This window comes from Novosphingobium oxfordense (assembly GCF_044029435.1).
In the GTDB taxonomy this organism is placed as follows: Bacteria; Pseudomonadota; Alphaproteobacteria; order Sphingomonadales; family Sphingomonadaceae; genus Novosphingobium.
On record NZ_CP147005.1, the window covers coordinates 897,226 to 921,509 of the forward strand.

Here is a 24,284-nt window from a genome sequence, read left to right on the forward strand (position 1 = left end):
GAACCTCACACGGAGTGCTGCATGTCTCAGACCCCATCGCGCCAGGCCTTTACGCTTCATGCCGGGCGGGCTCTGCTCGGCGATGGCTGGGCGCGCGACGTGCGTTTTACCGTGGAGAACGGGCGGATCGCGCGGATCGAGTCGGGCGTTGCGGCGGCTGCCGACGATGCGCGACACGGCTGCGTGGTGCCGGGCATTCCCAACCTGCACAGCCACGCGTTCCAGCGCGGCATGGCGGGTCTTGCCGAGCAGCGCGGCAGCACCGACGACAGCTTCTGGACGTGGCGAGAGGTGATGTACCGCTTCCTCGATCGCATGACGCCGGAGGACCTGCACGCCGTGGCGGCGCTGGCGGCGATGGAGATGCTGGAGAGCGGTTTCACTCGCCTTGGCGAGTTCCACTACCTGCATCACGATGCCGATGGCCACGCCTATGCAGATCCCGCGCGCATGTGCACCGCGATTGCCGGAGCGGCGGCGGAAACCGGCATCGGGCTGACGCTGCTGCCGGTGTTCTACGCGCATTCCGGTTTCGGCGCGCTGGCGCCGAACCACGGGCAGCGGCGCTTCATCTACGACCTCGACGGTTTCGCGCGTCTGCTGGAAGGCGCGCGCGCAGCGGTTTCCGGGCTGGACGAGGCGGTCGTCGGCCTGGCGCCGCACAGCCTGCGCGCGGTGTGCCCCGACGAACTCCTGCGCCTTGAAGCGATGGCCGGAGAGGGGCCGATCCATATTCACATCGCCGAACAAGTGCGCGAGGTGGAGGACTGCATCGCATGGAGCGGGCAGCGTCCGGTGGAATGGCTGCTCGATCATGCGGAAGTGGACCGCCGCTGGTGCCTTGTTCACGCCACGCATATGACCGTGGAAGAGACTGCGCGGCTTGCGCTCAGCGGCGCTGTCGCGGGGCTCTGCCCGATTACCGAGGCCAATCTGGGCGATGGCCTGTTCCCGATGGCGGACTGGCTGGCGGCGGGCGGCGCCTATGGCATCGGCAGCGATTCCAATGTGCTGATCGATTCGGTGGAGGAAATGCGCCTGCTTGAATACGGCCAGCGGCTATCCCTGCGAAAGCGCAATCTGCTGGCGGATGCGGCAAGGCCCTCCACTGGTGAGGCGATCTGGCAGGCGGCGTTGAAGGGCGGTGCGCAGGCGCTGGGCGTGGAGGTGGGGCTGACCGTTGGGCGGGCGTTCGATGCCCTCTCGCTCGATCTCGATCATCCCTCGCTTTGCGCGCGGGGCGAGGATCGTCTGCTGGACGGGCTGGTCTTCGCCTCGGGCCGGGCGGGCATCGATTGCGTCTGGCGCTTTGGGAAACAGGTGGTTAGCGATGGCCGCCATCACGCACGCGACGGGATCGTCCGACGCTACCGGAAGACCCTGGACCGACTCTGCGCATGACTCTTTCCGAACGCATCCGGCACGATTTCGAAAGCCGCATCCTCTCGGGCGCGCTGGCGCCCGGCGAGCGCCTGCCGACCGAGCAGGAACTGATGGAACTTTACGGCTGCGCGCGGATGACAGTGAACAAGGCGCTGTCAGCGCTGTCCGCTGCCGGTCTGGTCGAGCGGCGGCGCAAAGCGGGCACCTTCGTCGCCCGGCCGCGCGTGCATTCGATGGCGATGGACATTCCCGACCTTGGCGCTGAAGTCGCCGCGCGCGGGCAGGTCTATCGATTCACCTTGGCCCGCCGCAAGCTGGTGCGTGCGGCCGATGCCTCGGTAGCGTGGGATGTGGATGGCGACGTGCCGCTGCTGGAGCTTTCGGGCGTCCATTTCGCGGACGACGCGCCCATGGCGTGGGAGCATCGCTTCGTGAATGCCGCTGCCGTGCCGGAGATCGTCGAGGCCGAGTTCACCTCGCCCGGTGGCTGGCTGCTGGAACATGTGCCGTGGACCGAGGCTGACGCGCGGATCACCGCCGCTGCCGCGACCGGCGCGGAGGCCAAGGCGCTGGGCGTGGGCAGCGGCGCGCCGTGCCTTTGCATCGAGCGTCGCACATGGCGCGGGGCGGAGCCGATCACGTATGTCCGCCAGTTGTTCCTGGCGGGAAGCTACGAATTGAACGCCCATTTCGGGCCCTCTGCCGGAATGCGCTGACAAGGCGGATTCACCGCCCCGGGGATGCCCTTCGGCTCCCGCTTGGTGGCCCACTCTCGATTTGCTAAACACCTGTTCAACAAGAACGGGAGAGAGCATGGCCGATCAGCCACCCATCGCATTGGTGACGGGCGCGAGCAGGGGCGCGGGGCGGGGGATCGCCATCGCGCTGGGCAGCCACGGTTGCACGGTCTACGTCACCGGGCGCAGCCAGTCCTCCGCCGATCACGCGCTTCCGGGCACGATCTACGAGACGGCGGAGGCGGTTACCGCGGCCGGCGGCAAGGGCGTGGCGGTGCCGTGCGACCATTCGGACGATACGCAAGTGGCCGCGCTGTTCGATCGGCTGCTGGCGGACGAGGGTCGCCTCGACATCCTGGTCAACAACGCCGCCGCCATTCATGACGAGCTGACCGATCCCGGCGAGTTCTGGGAAAAGCCGCTGAAGCTTTCCGGCCTGATCGATGTGGGCGTGCGCAGCGGCTATGTCGCCAGCTGGCACGCGGCGCGGGCGATGACGCCGCGCGATCACGGGCTGATCGTCTTCACCTCCGCCTCCGGCGCAGCGCACTATTCGCTTGGCCCGGCCTATGGCGCGCACAAGGTGGGCATGGACAAGATGGCCTTCGACATGGCCGCCGACTTCCGCCACGCGGGAACCGAGGTGTCTGCCGTGTCGATCTGGATGGGGGCGCTGCTGACCGACCGGCTGAAGGGCATCATCGCCTCCGACCCCGCAAAGTACGGCCATCTGGAAGGCCATTGCGAGAACCCGGAATTCACCGGCCACGTGATCTGGGAACTCTACAACGATCCCTACCTTGCCGGGATGAGCGGCAAGACGCTGGTCGGCGCGGAGGTCGCGCGCAAGTACGGCCTTACCGACAAGGGCCGCGTGCCGCCGACCGCCGCCGAACTGCACGGCGTGGAGCCGCTGCAATTCCACCCTGCCCAGATCCGCTGACCGGAGAGCCTGCCATGAACCAGATAGACCAGCTTGCGCGCGATGTGCGCTACCTCATGGACCGCCGCGCGATCGAGGACTGCGTGCACAGCCACGCACGCGGGCACGACCGTTTTGACGTGGAGCTGCTGACGGCGGCCTATCACCCGGACGGCGTGGATGAGCATGGGGCTTCGGCGGTCAACGAAGGGCCGGCCTATGCCGAATGGGCCAATGCCATCCACGCGGGCGGCTGTCAGCTTTGCCTGCACAACATCACCACGCACAATTGCGAGATCGACGGCGATGTCGCCCATGCCGAAAGCTATGTGCTTGTCGGTCTGCTCAATCCGGACGGGAAGACGGTGCGCTTCATCAATGGCCGCTACATCGACCGGCTGGAGAAGCGCGACGGTGGATGGCGCATCGTCCTGCGCCGTTGCACGGTGGACCTGCTGATCGCGGGTGACGCCTCGATCCTGGATCTGCCGCAGTTCAAGGCGGGCGGCTACATCAAGGGCAGTCGTGACCGGGAAGACGTCTCCTACGCGCGGCCGCTGACGCTGGAGGTTCCGGTCGGTCGTTGGTGAGGTTGGGCCTTAGGCCCGCGTCCCCTCAATTCACCGTCGCATCGAACCTGATCGCGAAGCTTGATCCCGCCGCCAGCGTCGGTGCGCTGGCCTTGACCGTGCCTGAGGCATAGGACGCGCCGTAGGGATCGCTTTCGTCGCTGCCGGTATCGTTGTCGTCCTCTGCCGTAGTGGCGCTGGCGCAGTCGCTGCCCGAATAGATGCTGCCGGCAACGTAGGTGAGCGTCGCGGGGATCGGATCGGTGGCGGTCACGCTGGTGGCCGCACTGCTGCCGGTGTTGGAAACGAGGATGCAGTAGCGCACCGTCGCGCCCGGGATCGCCTTGGGATTGCTGGTGCCGCTGACCGGATCGCTGACGACGGAGCTGGTCTTGCTCACGTCCAGCGTCGTGCTGGGGCGACAGAAGGTGATGTCGTGCAGCGCAATGGCCTGTTGGCCGGGATCGCTGGGCGCGGCAGAGTGGTTGCCGTAGCGTACGATGATCGTGTCGACGGGCTGCGAGAACGTGACCGTCACGGTGCCGTCCGAACTGCCGTCGTCGCTGAGGCCGTCGCCATAGGCGCTATTGCCGATCACGTAGTTCGATACGCCATTGGTCAGCGTGGGGGTGACGGTCGCACCGTTGTAGCGGCCCTCCACCGTCACCCGGTCCGCGAACTGGCCGGAATAGTAATCGACGTCGAAGATCTTGAACTGCGCGCCGGGCAGGGCGGTGGGAAGAGTGATCGTGGTCGTCGCCTCGGCGCTCACGCTCGGCATGTTGACCATCTCGAACAGCGCATAGTCGTTGAGGCCGCCGTTGACGACGTTTTGCCGCACCGGGGACTGGCCGCCATAAGTCGAGCTGCTGAGCCATGTGCCCTGATTGGCCAGCGCGAAGCTGATCGTCCCCAGCGTGTCGAACGAATAGGAATTGCTGGTGCTGCCCGCCGTCCAGGCGCGGTTGCTCCAGTCGAACACCACCGTTCCCGCCGTGCAGGAGAGTGTGGGCGGCGTGCCCGCGACGCGGCTGCCGGTGACGGTCAGCGTGGCGCTGGCGTAGTCGTCCTCGCTGGCAACGCCGTTGCCGGGGGTGGAGTCGGGGTCGCTCTGGTCGCTGGCGGTGATTTCAGCGATGTTCGTCAGCATAGCGCCCGCGCTGGCGTTGACGGTGCCGGTTATGTCGATGCTGACGCTGGCGCCGGGCGCGACCGATCCCACCGTCCAGACTCCGGTGGCGGCGTTGTACGAGCCGGTGCCGTTCGACGAGACATAAGTGAAGCCGTCCGGCAGGCTGTCGGTCACTTTCACGTTGGTCGCCGTGTCGGTGGACGTGCTGGCATTGCTCACGGTCAGCCGGAACGTGGCGAGGCTGCCGGCGGTCGGATTGCTGGTCTGCAGCGTGTTGGTCAGCGACAGATCCGCGCCCTTGCCGTTGAAGCTCAGGCCGGACAACGCGATGTATTGGGCGTTGGGGTTGCCGTTTCCGGAGACGGCGTAGCTGTTGTAGACGATGCGGATGCGCTTCACGGCAAGGGTGCCGAAGTTGAAGGCGATGTTGCCGTTCTGCGAAGTCGTTGCGGATTGGGCAGTTCCGTACCAGCCGGTCGAGGTGCTGGTGACGGCGCTGCCGTTCGTCCAGTACGAGGTGCCGGCGGCGTTCACGAATGTCCCGTTGCCGGTGTCGTAATAGACCGCCACTGCGTCCTGATTGTACGTGTTGCCGCTGCCCGTCTCGCGGTCCACATCGGCCAGTGTGAACGCCAGCCCGGTCACGCTGCGGCCCAGCGTTATGTCCATGGTGATCTTGTTGTTCGCATCGAAGCGGGATGCGTCGAAGTTCAGCAGCAGGTTCGGACTGACGCTGCCGACCGATCCCGTGTTGTAGACCACATAGTTGTTGTAGCCCGACGCGACGGCGAACGTGCCGGAGCCCCCGACCGTGGTGCTCCATGCGGTGCTGACCGCGGTGCCATCGCTGGCGGTGATCGACGTAGACGTGCCCACCGATCCGCCGTTGGAGACACCAAGGCTCGACCATGCGGCCGTCGCACTTTGCGCTTGCGCGGTGCCGGCCAGCAGCAGGACGAGAAGCGCGGAGAAGAGAGCGAGAAGGCGCGCGGTCATCGGCCCAGCCCCAGGAAGCCCAGGCTGTTCTTGTCGAACTTGGCGCGCAGGGTGGCGAACACGCCCTTGTTGGTGCTGCGCGCGGCCGAATAGTCGCGGTCGCGGAAGCCGGTGACGTTGTAGCCGATGGTCAAGAGCATGTCCTGAGTGGGCACGATGCTGATCTGCGGGCCGACCGCGAAGCTGGTGGTGTGTTCGGAGAATGCGCGGCGCACGGTGGCGGTGCCTCCCACGGAGACCCGAGCACCGATGCCGATACCCAGATCGAGGCCCGCGACGGCGGTGAAGCCTGCCAGATCGAAATCGGCGTAACGGTCAAAGCTGTAGCGTCCCCCTACGAACAGGCCGACCTCCATCCGGTGCACCATGCTTTTCCCTACAGTGCCATTAACCAAAGTTGCGTTAACCAAACCGCGCGGCGACCAATTGGTAGAGAGGCTGGCGAGCAGGCGGCGCGCGGTGGCATTGTCGCTGGCGGAAAGCGCGCTGTTGCCTGCGGCGTCCGCATTGCCGGCGGTGCCGACCACCGAACGGTCGCTGCGGTATTCCAGCTTGGCGAGCGCGGCGAAGGGCGATTCCGCCGGGCGATGCGCGAGCGAGAGCGCGGCGTCCGTGACTTCGCTGATCGTGCCGTCTTCCGCCTTGGCGTGGGTCCACGTCACGCCGGAGCCGACCACGCTGCCTTCGCCCAACTGACGGATCGCGCCTAAGGTCAGGCCCTTGCGATCGGTCACTTCGCCGTCGCGCCATTCGGCACGGCCGGTGACGGACCAGCGCTCATGCCGCCATGCCGCGCCGAAGGTGAGGGCGGTGAAATCCTCGAACAGCAGCGCGTCCGACGTGCTGATCTGGCCGCCGCTGGTAACGGGCTGGGCCGCATTGATGATCTTGCTGGCCGATACGCCGCCCACGGTGCGGTTGCCGTCCGCCGTCGCGTCCAGCGTCAGGCTCTTGGTCACCGGCAGGCTCTGGGCCAGGCCATAGGCGGCGAAGGCGCGGTTGCCGTATTCGCCGATGTCCTGAAAGCCCATGCCGCCGGAAAGGCGGGCATTGGTCCAGGCCGCCGTCTCGATCCCGCCCTTCAGCGTGCGGGCATCGATGGCATCGCCCAGCGCGATTTCGTAGCTGCCGGTGGCGCGGATGTCCTGAGTAACCGCATAGCGCAGGCCCAGGCGGTGGCGGGTCGGCAGGTCGATCGAGTCCGTGCGGGCCAGCGGCATGCTGGAATCGGCGGAGAGTTCGAGGCGGTTGCCCATCAGGCGGCGGGTGGCGCCGAATTCCAGCACGGCGGAATTGCCGTCGGTGCCGTCCGCCAGATGGTCGGCGAGTGCGGTGACGCCGGCGCGCAAGTCGGTCTGGCCGTTGCGCCAGTTCACTTGCGCTTTCACGGCATCGCGGCGGGCGGCATCGGTCAGGCTTTCGTCATGCCAGGCGCTGGCGGTAAGGCTGAGGCCCTCGGCAATCGTATAGCGGCCATCCACGCCGAACTTGCGGCGGCCGCGCTCGGCGATGGACTGCTGGTTGGTGCCATAGTCGGCATCGATCGAGCGAGCATAGGCCAGCATGTCCAGCTTGCCGGTGTGGTGCTCCACTTCGACCAGCCACGCCTCGGACGTCTGGTCGTTCGCGCGGCTGGCGCCCAGTTCGGCGCGCAGTTCGGAGCGGGCGCCGAAGCGCAACCGGGCATCGACTGCGCCGATCTCCGTATGCGTATCCCCGTCGCGGTCTGAAATGGCCGAGGCGCCGAGGCGCAGCGCGCCGTTCGCCACAGTCACATCGCCGCGCAGGCCCGCGTTCCACTGCCCGTGGTCCAGATTGCTGTCCACTTCGTAGTCGACGACGATGAAACGCGGGTTCAGTTCGGAATCGCGGCTCAGCACCGGTTCCTTGAAGGTGATCGTGCCCGTCAGCAGGTCAACGTCGTAATCGAGGTAGCGAGTGAGGGGCGTGCTTTCGACCACCAGTTCGGAACGGAAACGGTCGCGCACCACCAGCGTCACCGTCTCGCTATTGGCGACGATCGCTTTCGACGCGAGGCTGTAGGGGCCGGAAATGCCCGCACCCTGAATCTCGTCATGGCGGTGGCTGGTTTCGATCTTGGCGGCAAAGCCCTGCACATGGACCGCGCCCAAGCGCCCCTCGGCCTTGGCGCCGGTGGCGGTGCGGACGTAGCGGGCAAGCTGCGTCTGGTCGAAGCCCGTTTCGATATCGCCGTAGATCGCATAGAACGTGCGGCTTTCGATGCGGACATAGAGCTTGTCACGGCTGGCGGCGTCGAACCGGCGGGTCGAACCGTCCGCGAAGACGGTGTAGTAGGCCTTGGGATCGATGGTGCCGAGCAGGACCTGATCGTCGCGCTGCTTGGCACTGTCATAGGCGGCGGTGACGAGGAAGCTGCCGAGTACGCGACCCTTGGCATAGAACGCGGTGCGGGCGTGCTTGCCAAGATCGCTGTCGAACTTGCCGCTCTGCTGCATGGCATCGGCGATGGACTGCGATCCCACGGCACCTTCCGCAAGGCCCACCAGCGCCCACTTCTGGTCGCCGGGGATCACCCAGCCTTCAAGGTCCTGCGTGGTGGAAACTTCGCCGTCCGCTAAGGTGAAGGTCAGGTGCAGCGGGCCGGAGACCATGGTGGGCGCCAGCTCGACCAGCGCCACGCCATCGTCACCCTCGACTGTCCAGGTGGGGGAGGTGCTTCCGGTTCCGCTGAGCTGGCGCTGCTGCATCCGTTCGATGGCGGCGGCGCTTTCGTAAGGCGCGTTGATTGAAAGCGCGCCGGAAACGCCCGCGCGCACCGGGTTGCCCTTGCGGTCGGTAAGGCGCAGCGCGATCACCGGGCGCGAGCGGCCATCGGCGACCAGATGCGAACGCTCGCGCAGGATCTGCGCATGGGCGGGCGCGGCGGCGAAATGGACGTCGCGGGCGAGTTCTGCGGCCACCGAGCCATCGGCATTGCGCACGGTAGCGGCCAGATGCGTCACTTCTCCATCGAGCGGCACGCCGCGCCAGATACTGACGGCATAGCGGCCATCGGCGGACTTCTTCACGCCATCGAAGCTGAGCGCGGGCACCGGCTTGCCGGCGGCGGTGAGGTCCACCTTCTGGCCGGGCTTGTGGCGGATCACCACGCGGATGGCAGGCGCGCGCGGGTTGTGATCGGGCGCGGGGAACAGGAAATCGATGGGGCCGTCACCCATAGCCAGCCAGTCCATACCGCCGCCTGCGGCCTTGGCGTCGTCCAGTACGGGGGCGCCGCCCGGAGCGGGTTCGGTCGGCGTAGGGGCCTTGGCATCGACCGGGGCGGGAAGGGCGCTTGCCGGCACGATGGCGTAGAAATCGGCGGTGACAAGGCTGCCGCCCTGACCGATGGCGAACAGCGAATTGGCCTTGCCCGCGCTGCGCACCGAGCGGCGGCAATCGACGAAACGACCGCCAGCGGGCAGCGTATCGGGTTCTGCCTGCACGACATGCGTGCCGGGCGTCAGCCCTTCGAAGTGGAAGCGCCCATCGGCGTCGGTGACGGCGAAGCTGCCGTCTTCCAACATCACCCGGACGCCGGGAATGCCCTGCCGAGTTGAGGTTACGGTGCAATCCCCGGCGCTGACGCGACCGATCACGGTCATGCGCGAGCCGATCGTGTCTTTCTCGATCTTGACCACGGCGCTAGCCTTCTCGACATCGCCGAGCAGGTCGGTGGTCTGGACGAGGTTCACCGCCTGACCGGCCGGCGCATCGCCGCGCACGCTCATCGCGTAAACCACGGTGCGAGTGCCGCCGGCGGGAATCGCGGCGAGGTTGATGGTCAGGCGGCTGCCGTCATTGGCGATGGTCACCGCGCCGTCCGTGGCCTTCGCACCATCGACGCGGATCGATGTCTTACGCAGCCGCAGCCAGGCCGAGGGCGTGTCCACCAGCACCACGCCGGACTTGGCGCGGCTGGCGTCCGAATTGCGCACGGTGACGGTGTAGAACACCACGTCGCCCGGATTGGCGCTGGCGCGTGAGGCGGTCTTGGTCAGCGAAACGGCGCTTTCGGCGGCGTCCACCGGAATATCAATGCGCACCGGAGCCGGGGAGGACAGCGTCACCACCCCGCCGAAGGACGCATCCTCGATCACCATGTTCTCGCCGTCGGGGCGCGTATAGGCGCTCAGCACCGTGCGGGAGACGGTAGAAGGCGCGCTGTACCCATCCGGCGGAGTGATCTGCAGCCGATAATGGCCCAGCGGAGCCAGCGGGAAGCGATATTCACCGGCCGGCATCGTGTAGCTGTTGCCGGCGCCGTCCGTAATGGTCTCGCCCGAGATCACGGTGGAGGGCCACGAGGTGACGCCATCGTCGGCATAGACCGTGGCGGGAAGGCCGGTATCGGCATTGACCAGCGTGATCTTCGCGCCGGAAACGGCGGTGCCGTTCTGACTGTCGAACACCATCCCGTAAGGGTCTGCCAGAACCGATACCTGGGTGCTGGCGATCGTCTGGTGCGTGGTGGCCGAACGATAGGCGATCAGGATCGTATCGTCGTTGGAGACGCTGAGCTTGCAGTCGTTCGCCTTGGGCGAGGGCGGAATTGCGCTGGTGGGGATCGAGCCTGCGAAGACGCCGGTGTTCACGCCGGTCTCGAAAATGGTGATCTCTTCCTGGTCGCCCTGTGAGGTGGTGAGCGTGACGACGATGGAATCGACGGCTGCGGCATCGACATTCGCGCTGGCGGCGGCGATGCGGATCACCAGGTCTTCGCCGATGTGGAACGACTTGGCGCTGGCGATCGCGGTCAGCGTGCTGGCGCCGCTCGTCCCACCGGAGCCTGAGATTGCCGTGCCGCCGCAAGTCGAAGCGGCGAGCGGGGTGGAGAGCGAGGATGAAGAGACGGGGCGATAGGTCTCGATGGTCGCGGCCGTGGGCACGACGTCAAAAGTTACCGCATTGGACTGGGCCACGCGCTGCTGCCCGTCCTGCGTCCAATAGCTGGCGGCGATGTTGGAGATGGTGGTGGCCTGCGCAGGCTGAACGAAAGCAAGCGACAGCAGCGCCCCGAAGGACGCTGCTACCCGCTTGAAGATCGTTCCGTATTGCACCGGCCCCCGCCTGTCAGTCCGTGGCCGTCAGTTGATCGTGGCCCGGAAGACGAGCGTGCGGGTGACGCCCGCCGCGATGTCCGAGAGGGTGCCGGTCACCGTGTTGCTGGCGAAGGTGCCGCCTGCAGTGCCGTCCGCATTGCAGGTGCTGCCGGTGACGGTGCCGTTCAGCAGCGTCGAACTGGTGACGTAGGTCACGTTCGCGGGCAGGGGGTCGTTCACCGCAATATTGGTGGCCGTGGCGCTGCCGGTGGCGTTGGCGACGGAGATGCAATATTCGATCGTCGCGCCCGGAATGGCCTTGGGATTGGTCGTCCCGCTGACCGGATCGCTGACCACGCGGCTGGTCTTCAGCACGGTGAGCGCGGCGGCGCTGACCTTGAAGTCATCCTTGGCCGAAAACGCGCCGTCATTGGCGGCGTCGGTTGCGCCCGCCGCATCGGCCAGCACGGTATCGACGCCGGTGGTGTTGGTTGCGCTGGTGGTAAGCGCCGCGCCCATCGATCCCGACGTGCCGCCGGCCCGCGCCGTTGCCGTGAGCACGACGGTGGCGATATCGCCGGTGACTTGCGTCGCAGGGATATCCATCACAACGAAGATCGTCTTGGCGCCGTCTGCGGCCAGTTCGTCCAGATAGGTGACCTGGGTGTCGGCGGAGGTGAAGACGCCGTCGCCATTGTCGACGTAGATCTTCACGTTCGAACCGTCGAAATTGTCGGTGCCGCCCCAGGCCGCGCTGCCGCCCGATTGCTGCGCAGCAGTGAGTGCGAAATCGAGCGTGTCGTTCGACAGGTTGGTGACCTTGAACGTGCTTACCGCCTGAACCTGGCCGGGCGAGACGACGGTGGCCGAACTGCCTACTTCGGTAACGGTGACGTTGACCTTGCGGTCCACCGTGAAGGTGTCCGACGCGGTCTTGGACGTCTGGGCGACGCCGCCGACCTGATAGCCGACCGTCACGGTGTTCTGAATGGTGGAGCCGGCCGTGGTCCCCGATGCGAAAGCGGGGCTGGAGCCGAGCGCGACGAGCGCAAGCGAGCTCACCGCACCCAGCAGGGAGCTGGTGCGTGTCATGAACGAAGTTCCTTCAAGTATGATGGGCCGCGCCTACCCCCGCCCGCGGCCCGTGGCGGAAATCCCTCGCCGGGGTCAGCGGACCACGGCGTGATACTCCAGCGCGCCCGCCGCGTGCGGCGCCAGATGCGCCAGCGTCCAGCGGATATGCGTAACGTCTTCAGGTTGCGCGGCACGGCGTGCGCCGGCGGTATCGGCAACGGTCAGCGTGGCCAGCTTGCCGAAGGACTTCCCGCCATCGACCGAGACGTCGTAGCCGCCTTCATCTGCCGCAAGCCTCACTGGCGCGGGCAGCGGATTGGTGACCACGAAGTTGTCGACCGGCTTGTCGCCATCGTTGCTGTAGCGCGTGGTGAACAGCAGCCTGTCGCCCGGAACGACGGTGGTCGGCGGGGCCAGCACTGTCTTCGTGGCGCCGTTTTCGGTCACGGTCTTTTCGACCTGCACATCGCCCTTCAGCGAAACGGGCTCGGCCGCCATGGCCGGACCGGCAAGCGCAAGGCCGAGCGCGAGAGCGGCAGCGGAGGCAAGAATGTTGCGGTTCATCGCTTGGCGACCCTTACTGGATGGTGACGTTGAAAGTGACGGTATGCGTGCTGCCGGCTGCCGCCGTGCCAACCAGCACGTCGATGCCGCTGGCGGAGGCCTTGCCGGCGTCGCTGTCGGCCGCGTCGCTGAGCGTGGTGGTGTCCAGCTTCAGCGTGCCGGCGGTGTAGGTCGTGCCGGTTGGGATCACGTCGGTCAGCCGCAGGTCGGCGATCGATCCGCTGCCGCCGATGGTGGCGACCAGCTTGTAGGTCACCGTCGCGCCCGGCACAGGCTGGGTGCCTCCGAACGGATCTGCGATGATGGCGGACTTCACGAGCGCGACGCTGGCGACGCTGGCCACCAGCGATCCGTTGGCATTGGCGCTGGCGCCCGATGCGCCGACTACGGCGTCCCCGCCGCCCTGACCCTTGCCGGTGAAAGTGGTGCCCGGCGTGCCGCTGCCGGTAACGGCGCTGGCGGCCAGGTTGACCTTGCTGGTCTGCGCATCGGTCATGGCATTGGGGCCGGTGACGATCACGAAGAGGGTGAGCGATTTGTCCTGATCGACCGAGGGCGTCGCCGTGCCGGCGGCCAGCACGGTGTCGACGCCGGCATCGTAAACGCCGTTGCCATTGCTGTCGTAAGCGATCGAGGTGACCGTGGTGGTGAACTGGTTGCCGGAAACCGTGGGGTTGGCGGTCAGGTTGAACGCCTCCGGCCCGTTGCCGGTATTGGTAAGCTGATACGTCAGCACCGCGCTGCCCGAAGCGATCGAGACCGGCGCGCTGTCCTTGGAAACCACCGTCACGTCCAGCAGCTCATCCACCTTAACGGTGACCGTGTTCGAATCCACCGTGCGGGTGGCGGTTCCGGTGGTGAAACTGGCCGATGCGGTGTTCTGGATCAGCGTCCCGGCCGCCACATTTGCGGCCTGGGCCTGCTGGGCGGCAAGCACGGCCGCAAGGACGGCGATGCTGGATGCAATACGGGTTTGCGCGTAAGTCATACCTCGTGAGGTGAACCGGGCTGGTTAGCGAAACCTTTCCATCTGCATCGGTTCATACCAAGGTATGCAATCGTTACTGGATCGAACATACTTTCGGATGTACACAGCGATTAAGGGGCGGATTTTCGCGGAACACCGGGCAGTTGCGCGATGGGGAACACCAGGGGGGCTTACTTGATTCGACGACTGATAATTGCCGATGATCACCCGATTTGTGTCTCGGCGTTAACCGCGGCTGTTCACGCAGTTGACAATTCCATGCTGATTTCCACGGCCGAAACGCTGGCTGGAATTCAGGAATTGCTGCGCACGGAAAGCTTTGACGCGCTGCTTCTGGACCTTGCGCTGAAGGACTGTCAGGGCCTTGCCAACCTTGCGGCGGTCCAGGCCGTTGCGCCGCGCTTGCCGGTGCTGGTGGTCAGCGGCAACGCCGCGTCCGATCTGCCCGCCAAGGCGGCGATGCTGGGCGCGCGGGGCTTCCTGAACAAGACTGCGCCGCTGGCGGAAATGAAATCGGCGATCGCCGTCATTCTGGAAGGCGGCACCTGGTTCCCCCAGCGCGAGGATCAGGGCGAACGGCCGATAGGGCGGCTTTCGCCCGCGCAGCTTCGCGTGATGTCCGAATTGGCGCAGGGCAAGTCCAACAAGCTGATCGCCTACAGCCTGGGCCTGACCGAGCCGACCATCAAGTCGCACCTTTCGGCGATCTATCGGGCGCTGGGCGTGCACAACCGTTCGCAGGCCCTGCTGGCGCTGCGCCACGGAGCGGACGAAGCGGCCTGAGGGGCGGCCTGAGAGGTGGCCTGAGAGATGGGCAGACGGGCGGGCTGCCATGGCGGCAGCCCCAAAGTATGTCGGCCCTGCTTACGCTGGCCTGATTAACTCTGGAAACCGCAGCGCGATCCAATCGCCGGTTTCGCGCGCGGCTGCGGTCAGCTGGGCAAACAGGGGCGCGTCCGGGGAAAGGTCTGCCGACGCGTCCATCTTCTCCACCGCCTCGGCCGCGCGGGCCAGGCGAGTGGCAGACAGGTTGAAGGCCGCGCCCTTGATCGCGTGGGCCATTCGCCGCGCCCGATCGGGTTCATGCGCGGAGGCGGCGTTCACCACGTCCCCGGCTTCGCCGACGACCGTTGCCGCAAAAGCCTGAAGAATGGGCACAAGCCGTTCCTCACCCAGCGAATCCAGCGATTGCGCAAGTTCCGCTTCATCGATGAGCGGCGGGTCGGCAGTCTCCAACATGATCGAACTCCAGCGCGACCGTCCGGCATTATCTGCCGGATCGTTCCATTTTGCGACACCATGTCATTCAGTTCGCCACTGTCGACCGGTAGGGCAATGATACCGGGGGAAAAGCACTCTGCAACAGGCAAGGTGGCGCCCGAAATCGCGGTACGGATCGGTCATGACGGGCATGGCTCGGTTCCTTTCGCGCAATAAGGCGCCAAATGGCTCCATCGGCCAGCTATTGGCGCGGATCGCGACGATCGCCGTGGCTTATACGCTGGGCGGAGCGGTAGGGCGCGACCTTGCCATTCCACCGGGCTATGCAACCTTGATCTGGCCCGCTTCGGGGGTGGCCCTGGCGGGGCTGCTGGTTTGGGGACGGCGCTGCTGGCCGGGGGTCTGGCTGGGATCGTTGGCGATCAACCTCTGGCCCGCGCTGGCGAATGGTCCGGTCCGGGCCGCTTTCCCGGATGCCTTGACCACCGGGTTGGTCCTGGGACTGGGCGCCTGCCTTCAGGCGTTTGTCGCCGCCACGCTGCTGCGGCGTCACTTCCGGGCTGGTGTCGAACTGACGGATTTGCGCCGCACGGCGGCATTCCTTGGCCTGGTCGTGCTCGCTCCATGCCTGATCGGCGCAACCAACGGTGTGGTCCTGCTGGCGCTGGAAGGGCAGGTCAATGCGGCGCAGGCGCTGCGCAACTGGTGGACCTGGTACCTTGGCGACGTGCTGGGCGTTGCGGTGGTTCTGCCGACGTTGCTGTTCTCACCCCGCTCGCCCGTGTCGCTGCGGTGGCGGACGCGGCCGATGCGGGGGGTCACCGGCATCGTCGCCATCTGCCTGGCTCTGTCCATCGGCGCCACGTTCACTTTGTGGAAGCACAGCGCGGAGCAGCAGTTCGCGCGGGCCCATGCCAGCTTCTTCGCGCTGACGAACGAGACCGAGCAGGCGCTGGACCGTCGTTTCGAAATCTATTCGCAGGCGCTGGACGGGGCCGCGGGCGTGCTCACCGTCAGTCCGGAAATGGATGAGCGGCGCTGGGTCGACTACGTGGCTGCCACCGGCATCAAGCGGCATCTGACCGGCATGCGCGGCATCGGCACGATCGAGGCTGCGGGGCCGGAGGATCTTGCGCGGCTTGCCGCCAATGCCGCGCGGGACGGCATGGCGCTTCCCCCGCTACCGCCCGGTGCCGCGCGTTCCGAACACTTCATGGTCACGCTGGTCGCCCCGCTGGAGCGCAATCGCAAGATCTATGGCCTCGACCTGGGTTTCGAGAAGCACCGGCGAGAGGCGCTGGAACGGGCGCGCAGCACCGGCGCCCTGACGATGACGGCGCCGATCGCGCTGTTGCAGAACCATCCGCCGGCACCCGGCTTCCTGCTGATCCTGCCCCTGGGCCGCTCCGCCCATGGTCATGATGGCGAAAAGAACGGCTTTCGCTGGGTCTATGCCCCGATCGGCGTGAACGAAATATTCGCCGGGCTCACCTCGCGGCAGGGACAGGACTTCGCGCTGGAAGTTTTCGATGGGGACAGTGCCGATCCCGCCCACCTGCTCTATTCGGCCGGTGCCGATGCGATCGGCGAAAACCCGCTTTTCGTGCGCATGGCCAATGTGGATATCGCGGGCCGGCGCTGGACCTTGCGTTGGACCAGCCTACCTTCTTTCGTTGACCGCACGCTGTCGAACGAGCCGCTCAGCGTGCTGCTGGGGGGCGGGCTGGTGACTTTGCTGCTAGGTCTGTTGCTAGGCCATTTCGTACGGCGCGAGGCGACGATTTCACGCGAGGTGGACCGGGCGACGGGCGAAGTCGCCCGGGTGGCAGAACAGCGCCGGCTGGCGGTGGAAAACCTCAACGAAAGCAATCGCCTGCTGATGCTGGCGGAGGCGACTTTCCATGTCGGCCACTGGCGGCTGGATTTCGCCACCAACAAGCTTTTGTGGTCGGAAGAGCTGTTCCGCATCCACGGCGCGGAACGGGGCGAGACACCCACGGCGCAGGAAGTTCTGGGCTATTACGTGGAGGAGGATCGCCCGATCGTCTCCGCCGCGATCCTGGCCGCGCGCGAGCATGGCACGCCGTGCCGCTTCGCCGCCCGCATGCACCGTGCGGACGGGGCGCTGCGCTATGTCGAGGTTGTGGCGCATGTAGAGCCGAACGAGGGCGGCCGGCCGGCGGGGCTGTTCGGCGTTCTTGCGGACCGTACCGAGGAAGCCGAACTGCGCAACGAACTGCTGCGCACCCGTGACGAGGCCCGCGCCGCCGCCGATGCCAAGACGGCCTTCCTTGCCAACATGAGCCATGACATCCGCACGCCGATGAACGCGGTGCTGGGCTTTGCGGAACTGCTCCAGCGCGCGGGGTTGCCGGGCGAGCAGCATAAGCAGGTAGAAGTGATCCTCGATTCCGGGCGCAACATGATGAGCCTGTTGAACGACATCCTGGACCTGTCGAAGATCGATGCCGGGCGGCTGGAACTGGTGGAGCGCAATTTCGACTTGCGCGATCTGCTGGGCGGCTCGCTGGAAATGTTCCGCCAAGCCGCCGCCGACAAGGAGATCGCGCTGGAAGACGCGATCGATCCGGCAGTGCCGCAATGGATACGGGGGGACAAGCTGCGCCTGCGCCAGATCCTCGACAACCTGCTCAGCAACGCCATCAAGTTCACGCAGGCGGGCAAGGTCACGCTGGCCGCGCGGGTGGAACGGACGGGCGGTGGGCGGCAATTGCTGATCGCTGTCAGCGATACCGGCATCGGCATCGCGCGGGACCGCCAGAACCGCATTTTCGACGGCTTTACCCAGGCCGATTCCTCCATCCACGAACGGTTCGGCGGCACTGGCCTTGGGCTAGCGATCTGCGCCAGGCTGGCGACCTTGATGGGCGGTTCGGTCGATGTCGAAAGCATCGCCGGGAAGGGCGCCACGTTTGCTTTGCGGTTGCCGCTGCGCATGGGCTTCGGCGCGGACGAGCGCGGGGCCGAGGAAGCGGGGGGCGAGGAACTGGGCCTTGCCGGCCGCGTGCTGGTGGTGGAGGACAATCAGGTCAACCGCATGGTTGCCGCCGCCATGCTGGACCGGTTGGGTGTGCCGCATGAATTTGCGGAGGACGGCGAGGAAGCCGTCGCCCGGATCATGGCCGCGCGAGGGGAGGCGGAGCCTTACGCGCTGGTCCTCATGGATATCCAGATGCCGCGCATGGGCGGGCACGAAGCCGCGCGCGTCTTGCGGGAGGCGGGGATCGGCGCGGGCGAATTGCCGATCGTCGGGCTTTCCGCCAATGCCTTCCCGGAAGATACGGTGGCTGCGCTGGATGCCGGGATGCAGGCGCACATCACCAAGCCGCTACGGCTGGAGGCGCTGGCCGCCGTACTGCGCGAATTCGCGCGCGAAGTCCTGCCCGGCGGACTCTGACGCCGCCCGATCGAGATGCCGGCCGATTGATGAGCCATGCTCATGGCTGCTTGCGGATTGCCCGCGCTAATCTTCCCGGGCACGATACCCTAGATTTGCAGCGCTTCCCGAGGCTCGGCCCCGGGCGCATCACGTGAAAGGATTTCGCATGAAGACGCGCAAACTCGGCAGTATCGGTCCGGACGTTTCGGCCATCGGCTTCGGCTGCATGGGGCTGGATTTCGGATACGGAACCAAGGTTCGCAAGGAAGACGGCGTGGCGCTGATCCGCGCCGCGGTCGATCGCGGCGTCACCTTCTTCGATACGGCCGAAGTCTACGGTCCCTACACCAATGAGGAAATGGTGGGGGAGGCGCTGCGCCCGGTGCGCGACCGGGTGGCGATCGCCACCAAGTTCGGCTTCAACATCGTCGATGGAGAGATGCAGGGCCTGAACAGCCGGCCGGAGCAGATCCGCGCGGTCGCCGATGCCTCGCTGAAGCGGCTGGGTATCGATGTGATCGACGTGTTGTACCAGCACCGTGTCGATCCCGCCGTGCCGATCGAGGATGTGGCGGGAACGGTGAAGGACCTGATCGATGCCGGCAAGGTGCGCTGGTTCGGCATGTCCGAACCAGCGGCGGAGACGGTGCGCCGCGCCCATGCCGTGCAGCCGGTGGCGATGTTGCAGAACGAATATTCGATGTGGACGCGCGGCCCGGAAACCAACGGCATTCTGGATACGTGCGAGGCACTGGGCATCGGCCTCGTCCCCTATTCGCCGCTGGGCAAAGGGTTCCTGACCGGTGCCATGAATGCCTCCAACCAATTGGCGGAGGGCGATTTCCGCGCCCGCCTGCCGCGCTTCACGCCGGAGGCGATGGAAAAGAACCAGGCGCTGGTCGATCTGCTGAAGCGCGTGGGCGATAGCAAGGGCGCCACCCCCGCGCAGATCGCGCTGGCATGGCTGCTCTCGCGCAAGCCCTGGATCGTGCCGATCCCCGGCACCACCAAGCTGCACCGGCTGGAGGAGAACATCGCCGCCGCCGATGTCGAACTCTCCGCCAGCGAACTGTCTGAACTCCAGACCGCTGCCGACGCGATCGTGGTGGAGGGCGATCGCTATCCGCCGGAACTGATGGCGACCACCGGCCGCTGATCCAGATTGCTTTCTCAGCCGCCGCGATAGCGCAGCGCATCCACCAGCAGGCGGAATGCTGCGGACGATTGGCGGCGGCTGGGATAGTAGAGGTGATAGCCGGGGAAGGGCTGGCACCAGTCTTCCAGCATGGAAACCAGCTGCCCGGATTCGACATAGGGCCGGGCATAAGATTCCATCATGAAGGCAACACCCGCCCCGTCGAGTGCGGCCTTCAGGATCATCGGCATCGAATTGAAAGTCAGTTGCCCGTCCACCCGCACATTGAGCGCGCGGCCGTCCTTCTCGAATTCCCAGGCGTAGAGATTGCCGCGCGTGCGGAAGCGCAAGTTGATGCACTGGTGGCGGGAAAGATCGTGGGGCGTTTCCGGCAACCCGCGCTGAGCAATGTATTCGGGCGCGGCATAGGGCACCAGCCGCATTTCCGGCCCGATGCACACCGCGATCATGTCCCGCGCCACGGATTCGCCCAGGCGGATGCCGGCGTCGAACCGATCGGCGACGATGTCGGCCAGGCCAGAATCGACACTGACCTCCACATTGATCTCGGGATAGCGTTCGAGGAAGGGGCGGAGCGAGGGCCAGAGCAGTTCGTGCGCGGCGTGCTCGGTCGTGGTCAGGCGGATCGTACCGGCGGGCCGTTCGCGCAGCTCGCTGATGGAGGTGAGGCTCTGGTCGATTTCCGTGAAGGCCGGGCGTAGGCTGGCCAGCAGACGTTCGCCGGCCTCGGTGGGCGCGACGCTGCGGGTGGTGCGGGCCAGCAGGCGGACGCCCAGCCGCGCTTCAAGCCGGCGGATCGTGTGGCTCAGTGCCGATTGCGATGTGCCCAGCTTGGCGGCGGCGCGGGTGAAGCTGCCTTCATCGGCGACGGCGATGAAGGCGATAAGGTCGGCCATGTGTTCGCGTTGCATTCATGAAGCTCTATCATGATTGCATTGAGATTTCCTCCGGTTTTCGTTTGCGCGGCGCAACCCTATAAAGACAATGCTGCATTGCGGCACATCTCTCCTTCGCGTGCCATTTCTCCTTCCAAGGATTTCCCATGAAGACCATCGGCTATGCCGCCCAGTCTCCCGAGACGCCGCTCGCCCCTTACGAATTCGATCGCCGCGAACTGCGCGGCAACGACGTTGCCATCGAAATTCTCTACTGCGGCGTCTGCCATTCGGACCTGCACACCGCGCGCAACGACTGGGGCGGCAGCGTCTACCCGATCGTTCCCGGGCATGAGATCGTCGGCCGCGTCACCGCCGTCGGCCCCGAAGTTTCGCGCCATGCGGTGGGCGACACCGTGGCCATCGGCTGCCTCGTCGACAGCTGCGGCCATTGCGACCAGTGCGAGCGCGACCACGAGAACTATTGCCGCAACGGCTGGGTGGGTACTTACAATGGCCGCGACAAGGTGACCGGCGAAGTCACCCAGGGCGGCTATTCGCGCGATATCGTCGTGCGCGAGGAATTCGTGCTGACCATGCCCGAAGGGCTGGACGTGGCGAAGGCCGCACCGCTGCTCTGCGCGGGCATCACCACCTATTCGCCGCTGCGCGAATGGAACGTGGGCGAAGGCAGCCGCGTGGGCGTGATCGGCCTTGGCGGACTGGGCCACATGGCGGTGAAGCTGGCCGCGGCGATGGGCGCGGACGTCACCGTGTTCAGCCGCTCGCCCGGCAAGGAAAAGGACGCGCTAGATCTTGGCGCCGCGCGCGTGCTGATCTCCAGCGATGCCGAAGCGATGAAGGCCGCTGCCAGCAGCTTCGACTTCATCATCGACACCGTGCCGGTGAAGCACGACCTGAACCCCTATCTGCCGCTGCTGGACGTGGACGGCAGCCTGGTGCTGGTCGGCCAGATCGGCCCGGTTGACGAACCGATCACCACCCCGCTGATCTTCGGCCGCCGCCGCGTGGCCGGTTCGCTGATCGGCGGCATCGCCGAAACGCAGGAAATGCTCGATTTCTGTGCCGAAAAGAACATCCTGCCGGAAGTCGAAATGATCCGCATGGACGAGATCAACCATGCCTACGAACGCATGGAGAAGTCCGACGTGCATTATCGTTTCGTCATCGATATGAGCACGCTGGAAAACGCGGTGGCCTGATGCGCTTCCATGGCCGGCGGTCCTTCCGCCGGCCATTTTACTTTTGTGCCTGATACACACTGCAACAATTAATTTGCGGCCTTTCGCCTTGACCGGAAAGGCAAAACACAGGACACCTTGCCGCTCCCCCAGGACTGACGGAGTCCCGCGAACTTGCGAGCCGCAATCGTCCGAAGCCTTCCGCTTCCGCTAGTTTTCGGTCTGCTTTCCGCAAGCCTGCTGTCAGGCTGCGCCGTGGGGCCGAACTATGCACCGAAGAGCGCGGCCGAACTGGGCGTGCCGGACCAGTGGTCGGTCACCGCGCCGCCTTCCAGCCAGGATCTGACGCGCTGGTGGCAGACGTTCGACGACCCGGTATTGACCCAGCTCGTCGATCAGGCGGCGGCCTCCAACCTCGATCTTGCGCAGGCGCTGTCGCGATTGCGGCAGGCGCGTGAATCGCTGGTCATCAGCCGGGCGGCGCTGTTTCCCTCGGTCTCCGCATCGGGCAGCGTCAACCGGACGGAGCCGCTGAAGGGCGGCGGCACCACGCTTACCCAGCCGGACGGCACCGTGGTCGTGGCGGGCAGCGGCGGCAGCACCAGCTTCTCGCTGGGCGCGGACGCCAGCTATCAGCTCGACATCTTCGGCGGCAATCGACGGCAAGTCGAAGCCAGCAAAGCGCAGTTCGAAGGCTCCGGCTTCGATTACGCGACGACGCTGCTCTCGGTGGAGAGCGAAGTCGCCCGCAACTACATCCTGGTGCGCGGCTATCAGGCGCAGATCGACAATGCCCGCGCCAGCCTGACCATTCAGGACGAGAACCTTCAGATCGCCCGCTGGCGGGTCATGGCGGGCCTCGTTTCCTCACTGGACGAGCAGCAGGCCCGCGCCAGCCGTGCGCAAACGGCGGCGACGATCCCGCAGTATGAGCAGCAGTACAGTGCCGCCGTGGCGCGCATCGGCGTGCTGACCGGGCAGGCCCCCGGCGCGCTGCGTTCGCTGCTGGAAGCGCCGCAACCGATCCCCGAAGGGCCGAGCCAGCTTGGAGCGGGCATTCCGGTCAACGTCTTGCGCCAGCGGCCCGACGTGCGCTCCGCCGAGCGCAACCTTGCCGCGGCAACGGCGCAGATCGGTGTTTCCAAGGCGCAGCTCTATCCGCAGTTCAATATTTCGGCCAGCCTCGACACCAATGCCGCCAGCGTCGGCGGGCTGTTCGAGACGATCACCGGCGGCCTTTTCGGCGGGATCAGCCAGGCGATCTTCAACGCCGGCCGCCTGAATGCGCAGGTCCGCTCCAGCCAGGCGGCGGCGGATGGGGCATTTGCGGCCTACAAGTCCTCCGTCCTCACCGCGATGGAAGATGTCGAGAATGCGGTTGTCGCGCTCCAGTCCGCCGAAGCGCGGGAGAAGCAGTTTGCCGAAGCGCTGGACGCATCGAACAATTCGGCGCTGCTGGCGCGGATGCAATATCGCTCCGGCCTTACCGACTTCACCACGCTGAACACGCAGGAAGCGGCGCTGGTTTCCGCGCGCAACGGGCTGGTTCAGGCCCATGCCGATCGCGCCGCTGCGGTGATCTCGCTCTACAACGCGCTCGGCGGGGGCTGGGACCCTGATGCCGACTATACCGCGCTCGTCAAAAAGCCAGAGGGAACGAACTGAGCATGGCCGACCAGACCCTCGACGAATTCCTGGGCACGGACAAGCGCCCGATCTGGCAGCGCAAGTGGGTGCCGTGGACGGCGCTGGCGCTGGTGGTCCTGCTGGCCCTGCTGCTCTCCCAATGCTTCGGCGGCGGCGAGAAGGCGAGCTACGCCACCACCAAGGCGGCAAAGGGCCATCTGGTCACCACCGTTTCCGCCACCGGCAAACTGGCGCCGACCAATCAGGTGACGGTGGGCTCTCAGCTTTCGGGCCTTGTCGTGAAAGTGCTGGTCGACGTGAACGACCGGGTGGAGAAGGGGCAGGTCCTCGCCGAAATCGATCCCGAGCAGATCGAGGATCAGATCCGCCAGTACACGGCGCAGATGAACGCGAATCAGGCCCAGGTCGCGCAGGCCAAGGCCACGCTGGCGGAATCGCAGGCACAACTTGCCCGGCTTGAGGAAGTTTCGCGGCTGTCCGGCGGCAAGGTTCCGTCGAGGACCGAATTGCAGACCGGCCGTGCCGATGTGCAGCGCGCGCAGGCGGCGGTGAAGACGGCGGAAGCCAATGTGGAGGCCGCACGCGCGACTTTGGCGCAGAGCCAGACCCAGCGCTCCCGCGCGCTGATCGTCTCGCCGGTGTCCGGCGTCGTGCTCGCGCGCGAAGTCGATCCCGGTCAGACGGTCGCTTCCTCGTTCAACACGCCCACGCTTTTCGTGATTGCCGAAGATCTCAGCAGCATGAAGCTGGAAGTCGCGATCGACGAGGCGGACGTGGGCACCGTGAAGCAGGGGCAGGCGGCAACTTTCACGGTCGATGCCTTCCCCGGCGAATCCTTTCCAGCCAAGATCACCCGTGTGGAGATCGGCTCCAACCTGACGGTATCTTCCGCCACATCGTCCAGTTCGTCTTCGACGACAACCACCAGTTCCAGCGGGCAGGTGGTGTCCTATGCGGCCGATCTTTCCGTTGCCAACGCCGATTTCCGCCTGCGCCCGGGCATGACCGCGACGGCGGAGATCGTCACTTCGGACAAGAACGACGTGCTGCTGGTCCCCAATGCCGCGCTGTCTTTCGCGCCGCAGACGACCAGCGCCGGCAAGAAGTCCGGCGGTGTGACCGAGGCGATCAGCTTCCGCCCGCCGCGGCGCGGTGGCCAGTCCGCCACCAAGAGCGCCACGCTGGAACGCGGATCGCGCCGGACGATCTACGTGCTGGGCGCCGATGGCAAGCCGCAGGCGGTGGAGATCGTCACCGGTTCCAGCAATGGCCAGCAGACCGAAGTGACCGGCGGCGATCTCAAGCCCGGCATGCAGGTCATCACCGGCCAGCTTGCATCGAGCGGAAGCTGAGGC

Annotated in this window: 17 protein-coding genes; 10 read left to right on the plus strand and 7 right to left on the minus strand. The window is 66.1% G+C overall.

Annotated features, from left to right (window positions below; all coding sequences use genetic code 11):
• Positions 1 to 21: 21 nt before the first annotated feature.
• The 4 genes from WBP07_RS04100 (at position 22) to WBP07_RS04115 (ending at position 3,632) form a co-directional block, all read left to right on the plus strand.
• Complete coding sequence (locus WBP07_RS04100; protein WP_395394422.1) at positions 22 to 1,401, plus strand: formimidoylglutamate deiminase; 1,380 nt, start codon at positions 22 to 24, stop codon at positions 1,399 to 1,401.
• On the plus strand, positions 1,392 to 2,099 hold the full coding sequence (locus WBP07_RS04105; RefSeq protein ID WP_395395719.1) for a UTRA domain-containing protein: 708 nt from the start codon (positions 1,392 to 1,394) through the stop codon (positions 2,097 to 2,099). The genes WBP07_RS04100 and WBP07_RS04105 overlap by 10 nt, the downstream gene beginning before the upstream one ends.
• A gap of 97 nt (positions 2,100 to 2,196) precedes the next feature.
• Complete coding sequence (locus tag WBP07_RS04110) at positions 2,197 to 3,063, plus strand: SDR family NAD(P)-dependent oxidoreductase (RefSeq protein ID WP_395394423.1); 867 nt, start codon at positions 2,197 to 2,199, stop codon at positions 3,061 to 3,063.
• A 14-nt stretch (positions 3,064 to 3,077) separates the two neighbouring features.
• A complete protein-coding gene (locus WBP07_RS04115) occupies positions 3,078 to 3,632 on the plus strand; it encodes a nuclear transport factor 2 family protein (RefSeq protein ID WP_395394424.1) in 555 nt (184 codons plus the stop codon).
• 25 nt (positions 3,633 to 3,657) lie between these two features.
• On the opposite strand, the gene WBP07_RS04120 is transcribed toward WBP07_RS04115, so the two are convergent.
• The 5 genes from WBP07_RS04120 to WBP07_RS04140 all read right to left on the minus strand — a co-directional run bounded on the left by WBP07_RS04120 (position 3,658) and on the right by WBP07_RS04140 (position 13,428).
• Positions 3,658 to 5,739, minus strand: a complete 2,082-nt coding sequence (locus WBP07_RS04120) for a proprotein convertase, P (RefSeq protein ID WP_395394426.1) — start codon at positions 5,737 to 5,739, stop codon at positions 3,658 to 3,660.
• Positions 5,736 to 10,820, minus strand: coding sequence for a hypothetical protein (locus WBP07_RS04125; protein ID WP_395394427.1), 5,085 nt, complete (start codon positions 10,818 to 10,820; stop codon positions 5,736 to 5,738). The genes WBP07_RS04120 and WBP07_RS04125 overlap by 4 nt, the downstream gene beginning before the upstream one ends.
• 27 nt (positions 10,821 to 10,847) lie before the next feature.
• Positions 10,848 to 11,894, minus strand: coding sequence for a hypothetical protein (locus WBP07_RS04130; RefSeq protein WP_395394428.1), 1,047 nt, complete (start codon positions 11,892 to 11,894; stop codon positions 10,848 to 10,850).
• A gap of 75 nt (positions 11,895 to 11,969) precedes the next feature.
• Positions 11,970 to 12,440: a hypothetical protein gene (locus WBP07_RS04135; protein WP_395394429.1), complete on the minus strand. Its 471-nt coding sequence runs from the start codon at positions 12,438 to 12,440 to the stop codon at positions 11,970 to 11,972.
• Positions 12,441 to 12,453: 13 nt separating this feature from the next.
• Positions 12,454 to 13,428, minus strand: coding sequence for a hypothetical protein (locus WBP07_RS04140; RefSeq protein ID WP_395394430.1), 975 nt, complete (start codon positions 13,426 to 13,428; stop codon positions 12,454 to 12,456).
• Between the two features lie 150 nt (positions 13,429 to 13,578).
• On the opposite strand from WBP07_RS04140, the gene WBP07_RS04145 reads away from it, so the two are divergent.
• A complete protein-coding gene (locus tag WBP07_RS04145; RefSeq protein ID WP_395394431.1) occupies positions 13,579 to 14,211 on the plus strand; it encodes a DNA-binding response regulator in 633 nt (210 codons plus the stop codon).
• Between the two features lie 81 nt (positions 14,212 to 14,292).
• Here the strand turns inward: WBP07_RS04145 and WBP07_RS04150 are convergent, their stop codons facing one another.
• The gene (locus WBP07_RS04150; RefSeq protein ID WP_395394432.1) at positions 14,293 to 14,667 is read right to left on the minus strand and encodes an Hpt domain-containing protein; all 375 of its coding nucleotides are present in this window, start codon (positions 14,665 to 14,667) and stop codon (positions 14,293 to 14,295) included.
• 163 nt (positions 14,668 to 14,830) lie between these two features.
• Between WBP07_RS04150 and WBP07_RS04155 the strand changes: the two genes are divergently transcribed.
• Both WBP07_RS04155 and WBP07_RS04160 read left to right on the plus strand, forming a co-directional pair.
• The gene (locus tag WBP07_RS04155) at positions 14,831 to 18,067 is read left to right on the plus strand and encodes a CHASE domain-containing protein (protein WP_395394434.1); all 3,237 of its coding nucleotides are present in this window, start codon (positions 14,831 to 14,833) and stop codon (positions 18,065 to 18,067) included.
• 148 nt (positions 18,068 to 18,215) lie between these two features.
• Positions 18,216 to 19,205, plus strand: a complete 990-nt coding sequence (locus WBP07_RS04160; protein WP_395394435.1) for an aldo/keto reductase — start codon at positions 18,216 to 18,218, stop codon at positions 19,203 to 19,205.
• A 14-nt stretch (positions 19,206 to 19,219) separates the two neighbouring features.
• On the opposite strand, the gene WBP07_RS04165 is transcribed toward WBP07_RS04160, so the two are convergent.
• Positions 19,220 to 20,116 carry a LysR family transcriptional regulator gene (locus WBP07_RS04165; RefSeq protein WP_395394436.1) on the minus strand — a complete coding sequence of 299 codons (897 nt, stop codon included), beginning with the start codon at positions 20,114 to 20,116 and terminating at the stop codon, positions 19,220 to 19,222.
• Between the two features lie 131 nt (positions 20,117 to 20,247).
• Between WBP07_RS04165 and WBP07_RS04170 the strand changes: the two genes are divergently transcribed.
• The 3 genes from WBP07_RS04170 to WBP07_RS04180 all read left to right on the plus strand — a co-directional run bounded on the left by WBP07_RS04170 (position 20,248) and on the right by WBP07_RS04180 (position 24,281).
• Positions 20,248 to 21,303, plus strand: coding sequence for an NAD(P)-dependent alcohol dehydrogenase (locus tag WBP07_RS04170; RefSeq protein ID WP_395394437.1), 1,056 nt, complete (start codon positions 20,248 to 20,250; stop codon positions 21,301 to 21,303).
• A gap of 201 nt (positions 21,304 to 21,504) precedes the next feature.
• On the plus strand, positions 21,505 to 22,947 hold the full coding sequence (locus WBP07_RS04175; protein ID WP_395395720.1) for an efflux transporter outer membrane subunit: 1,443 nt from the start codon (positions 21,505 to 21,507) through the stop codon (positions 22,945 to 22,947).
• A 2-nt stretch (positions 22,948 to 22,949) separates the two neighbouring features.
• Complete coding sequence (locus WBP07_RS04180; protein WP_395394438.1) at positions 22,950 to 24,281, plus strand: efflux RND transporter periplasmic adaptor subunit; 1,332 nt, start codon at positions 22,950 to 22,952, stop codon at positions 24,279 to 24,281.
• Positions 24,282 to 24,284 lie beyond the last annotated feature (3 nt).